This is a genomic window from Desulfobacter sp., assembly GCF_050177295.1.
The window spans coordinates 1-5,196 of sequence record NZ_JBFXHE010000316.1 but is presented as its reverse complement, the minus strand read 5'-3'; the positions used below and the strand labels follow the sequence as shown (position 1 = coordinate 5,196).

The 5,196-nt window shown below is 50.4% G+C and carries 3 protein-coding genes; 2 read left to right on the top strand and 1 reads right to left on the bottom strand.

From position 1 onward, the window contains the following. Window positions 1–3,118 (top strand): PAS domain S-box protein (locus AB7U36_RS17815; protein ID WP_428161022.1); only part of this gene is annotated, 3,118 nt, incomplete at its 5' end. 83 nt (window positions 3,119–3,201) lie between these two features. Further along, complete coding sequence (locus AB7U36_RS17810) at window positions 3,202–4,317, top strand: response regulator (RefSeq protein ID WP_428161021.1); 1,116 nt, start codon at window positions 3,202–3,204, stop codon at window positions 4,315–4,317. An 82-nt stretch (window positions 4,318–4,399) separates the two neighbouring features. On the opposite strand, the gene AB7U36_RS17805 is transcribed toward AB7U36_RS17810, so the two are convergent. After that, on the bottom strand, window positions 4,400–5,196 hold a 797-nt coding region (locus tag AB7U36_RS17805), incomplete at its 5' end, for an ABC transporter permease (RefSeq protein WP_428161020.1).

Here is a 5,196-nt window from a genome sequence, read left to right as displayed (position 1 = left end):
CCAGGTCATTGGACGGGTATGGAGTTTCAGGGATGTCACCCAACGCCACCGGGCCGAAAAAAACCTTAAAAAAGCAAAAGAGACGGCCGAGCATTTATATAAAATGGTCCCCAGCGGGGTGTTCACGGTTGATTTAAAAAAACGGATTACAAGCTGGAATGACCAGGCTGCCCGGATTACAGGCTATTCATCCGAAGAGATGCTGGGGCAAACATGCACCAAATTTGCATTATCCCCATGCACCCAGACCTGCGGATTGTTATCTTCAGATATTGCCAAACCGTTTTTTAACCGGGAATGTGAAATCAAAACAAAAGACGGCCGGACCCGCTTTATCAAAAAAAATGTGGATGAATTGTGCGACCATGACGGTGCTGTTATCGGGGGCATTGAATGCTTTGACGATGTGACGGAACACCTGCAGACCGAAAGGGAACTGCAAAAATTATCCCAGGCTGTGGAACAGAGTCCTGCCATCGTGGTCATTACCGACCTTAAAGGCACAATTGAGTACGTCAACCCAAGGTTCTGCGCGCTCACCGGGTACACGGCCGCAGAGGCCATCGGCAGGAACCCGCGTGTTCTCCAATCCGGCACCCACCCCCCCGGCTTTTATAGGGAATTGTGGACAACAATCCTGGCCGGGGATATCTGGCACGGAATGTTTTGCAACCGCAAAAAGAACGGGCAGATATACTGGGAATCCGCAGCCATCGCCCCGGTGAAGGACAGCCGGAACAACATCACCCATTTTGTGGCGGTCAAAGAAGATATTACTGAACAGCGGGAAATGGAGATCTCCCTTAGAAAGAGCCAGGCCCAACTGCTGGAAGCCGCTGAAATTTCCAATCTGGGATATTTTGAACTTAATTTTCACACCATGACCCTTACCTTGGACAACCTGTTATGGGGTCAACTGGGGAGCTGTGTTGAAGATGAGGGCGGCAAGACGATTCAGGCCGGCCTTTACCTTGAACGGTTCTGTCACCCGGACGACCGGGCCATGATTCAACAACACATTCGGCGGGCTTTATCGGTAAAAGACGTGACCGAAGATGAAATGGAATACCGGGTGAGACTGACAGACGGCAGCATCCGGCATTTTCATATCCGTTACCGTGTCGAATTGGACGAATCGGGAACTCCCCGGAAAGGATACGGGTTTCACCAGGACATTACACAGATCAAAAAGGCTGAAGCCGATCTTTTGCGCGCCAAGGAATCTGCCGAACAGGCCACCCGGGCCAAAAGCGATTTTCTGGCCAACATGAGCCACGAAATCAGAACCCCCATGAACGTCATCATCGGGATGAGCCATCTGGCCCTTAAAACCGATCTCACGCCTAGGCAACGAAATTATATCTTAAACATCGACCAGTCATCCAAAGCACTTTTAGATATCATCAACGACATCCTTGATTTTTCCAAGATTGAAGCTGGAAAGCTCGAAATTGAATCCATACCGTTTTTCCTGGATGATGTGCTGGATAATCTGTCCAACCTGATTTCAAACAAAGCCGAAGAAAAGGGTCTGATGCTGGTGTTTGATATTGACCTTAACTTTCCCCAGGGGGTGGTGGGAGATCCCCTCCGCCTGGGCCAGATTCTGCTCAATCTATGCAGCAATGCGGTTAAATTTACCCATGAAGGTGAAATTGTACTTTCCGCGGGTATTGAACAGCAGACTGAAACAGGTGTTCTGGCCCGGTTCAGCATACGCGACACGGGTATCGGATTGAGCCGGGAACATCAGAACAAGCTGTTTCAGTCATTTTCCCAGGCAGATACATCCACGACCCGGGAATATGGCGGAACCGGCCTGGGACTGGCGATCTGTAAAAATCTGACTGAACTTATGGGCGGCCGGATCGGGGTGACTTCAGCACCCGGCCAGGGCAGTACCTTCTGGTTTACTGTCCGGTTCGGTCTGCACAAGCAGAGCAGAAAAGCCGGAAAAGACGGCACTGACCTGCCAGCCCACCAGAAAGGCAAAGAACTACCCATTGGGACTGATGAAATTAAGCATCATCAGCTTTTAAAAAAAGAACATATCCCTGAAAATTTTGATACAATCAGGGGTGCCAATATCCTATTGGTGGAAGATAACGAGATTAATCAGGAGGTTGCCACTGGGCTTCTGAAAGACAAAGGCTTTGTTGTTTCAGTGGCCGGGAACGGCCAAACGGCTGTTGAAATGATCAAATCTTCAAAAGGGTCTGTCTTTGATGCCGTGCTGATGGACCTTCAGATGCCGGTCATGGATGGCTATGAAGCAACAAGGCAATTGCGCCGGGATCATCGTTTTTACCGGCTGCCCATCATTGCATTGACAGCCGACGCCATGAGTGGGGTCAGGGAAAAAGTGCTCGGCATGGGTATGGATGATTATGTGTCCAAACCCATAGATCCGGCAGATCTTTTCAAGGTGCTGGCAAAGTGGATCAAACCCGGGGATAGGGACTTGCCGGAAAGCAAGGCATCCCGGCAGGCCAAAGAGCAGGGCCGGGAATCCGCGCTGCCGGATCTTCCCGGCATTGATGTCCATAACGGTATGGCACGGATCGGGGGCAGCAAACGCAGGTATCAAGAGTTGCTGGTAAAATTTATTGAAAACCAGGCAGATACCGGCAATCGCATTATGAAGGCCCTGGAAACCGGTGCCGGAGATGAGGCCGCCCGTTTGGTACATAACCTCAAAGGCGTTTCAGGCAATATCGGAGCTGTTAAACTTTATAAGCAGGCCATTGAGGTGGAGGCCGGGCTCAAGGCAGGCGACAGCCGCGGCTTACCTGAAAAAATTAATGCATTGATTGAAACATTGCGTCATACCTGCCAAACATTGCAATCTGTTCTGGATAGACAGGAGACAGGATCAGGCGTGTGCAACACTGACCTTGACAGGGAGGCCATTACCCCGCATATAAAAAGACTGTTTCAATTGCTTTCAGAATCCAGTACCAGGGCACGTTATGCTCTGGAAGAAATTTTACCGATGGTAAACGGGACCACAATGGAGACCGCATTCACCTTGATTGCCAGGCATATAAAAGCCTATGAATTCGAAGAAGCACTTGATGCGCTGAAAAACATCATCCAAGAATTTGATATGGGATTATAGCCAGCAGGTACGCCACATGGAAATTTTCATTTAACAGGGGGGATGAGGACGATACAAGCGTCTCACAAAGGAGTGTTGCATTGTTGCATAAAAGTAAATCCAAAGCCATTATCCTGGTTGTCGATGACACGCCTGAAAATATTGATGTCTTAAATGGCATCCTTGAAAATGAGTATGAAATCAAAACAGCGTTGAGCGGTGAAAAGGCGCTTAAAATAGCTGTGGCCTCAGATCCGCCTGATTTGATTCTGCTTGATATCATGATGCCGGATATGAACGGATATGAAGTTTGCCGGCACTTGAAAATGCGTGCGGATACAAGAAAAATTCCAGTGATATTCGTAACTGCCAAAGGTGACATTGTGGATGAGTTTAAGGGCTTTGAGGTCGGGTGCGTCGATTACATCACTAAACCGGTGAGCCCGTCACTGGTGAAAGCACGTGTTAAAAGCCAGTTGGCCTTATATGACCAGAATCGTGATTTGGAAGAAAAGGTCTGGGAGCGCACAAGGGAACTTGTTCATACCCAGGATGTCACGATTCTCGGCATGGCCGTGCTGGCCGAATACAGGGACAATGAGACCGGAGGACATATCATGCGCACCCAGCATTATGTCCGCCTGCTGGCAGAACACCTGGCCATGCTGCCTAAATTCAGAGGGATGCTGGATGAGGAGATGATTAATCTGTTGTTCAAATCAGCACCATTGCATGATATCGGCAAGGTCGGCGTTCCGGACAGCATTCTGCTTAAACAAAGAGCCCTGACAGAACAGGAATTTGAAATTATTAAACAGCATCCCATTTACGGGGGGGACGCTTTGTCGCGTGCGGAGCAGGCTTTGGGGAAGGATGCATCCACCACTTTTTTGCAGGTAGGCAAGGACGTTGCCTATACCCACCATGAAAGATGGGACGGAACCGGCTATCCTTATGGACTAAAAGGCGAAAAGATTCCCCTGGCCGGCCGGCTGATGGCTCTGGCCGATGTATACGATGCCCTGATCAGTAAACGGGTATACAAACCACCTTTTTCCCACGCCAAAGCAGTTAGAATCATTACCGAAGGCGATGGACGGGTCATGCCCGGTCACTTTGATCCTGATGTTCTGAAGGTGTTCAAGGATCATCATGATGAATTCCGTATGATTGCGCTGCAATATGCCGACCATGAGGAAGAGCGGGAAATGCTCTATTAAAATAATCGTTTAGGCTTAATTTCAATGTCATAAACTTAAGCCTTGAGCATTTTATTTGACCATCCAGGTCAGTCCATGGCTGTTAATCCGAACGAAGGGCTATGATGGGGCTGAGCCTGGCTGCCTGCCTGGCCGGGTAGATGCCGAAAAAAATGCCTGCGGCCACGGCCACGGCACCCCCCAGGCCAATGGAGTTGTAGAACACGGTGAACTGCCATTTGGCATAGCAGGCGATGATCCACGACGCCCCGACGCCTATGGCGATCCCCATGAATCCGCCAACGATGCAGAGCAGGACGGATTCCACTAGGAACTGGAAGAGGATATCCCCTTCCCTGGCGCCCAGCGCCCTGCGGATCCCGATCTCCTTGGTCCGTTCGGTCACGGAGACCAGCATGACGTTCATGACCCCGATACCGCCCACGACCAGGGAAATGGATCCGATGGTCCCCAGAAGCAAGGTGAACAGCTTCATCTGCTTTTGCATCTGGGCGACAAGTTCCTCGGATGTTCTCACCGTCATGGCATTGATCTGGTGCCGGGACAGATAGGAGGTCACCTCGGATTCGATCAGGGCGCGATCCGCATGCGCCCTGGCGCGGGCAATAATCCTTTGGATGGCGGCCTTTTTATCCAGGCGCTGCAGGGTGGAAAGGGGAACCATGATCCCGTCGTTAATCTCATAGGGGCGCATCCCGCCCATGGGCGCTTCCCTGATCTTCCCGATGATGGTCAAACGCTTTTTTTTAAAAAATATACAGGTCCCCACAGGATCATACACCCCCTGGGCAGCAAGTTTGTCCGCGACTTTCTGTCCGATGACGCAGTAGAACATGTGCCGGTCCAGTTCATGGATAAACCGGCCCGAATCAATAACCA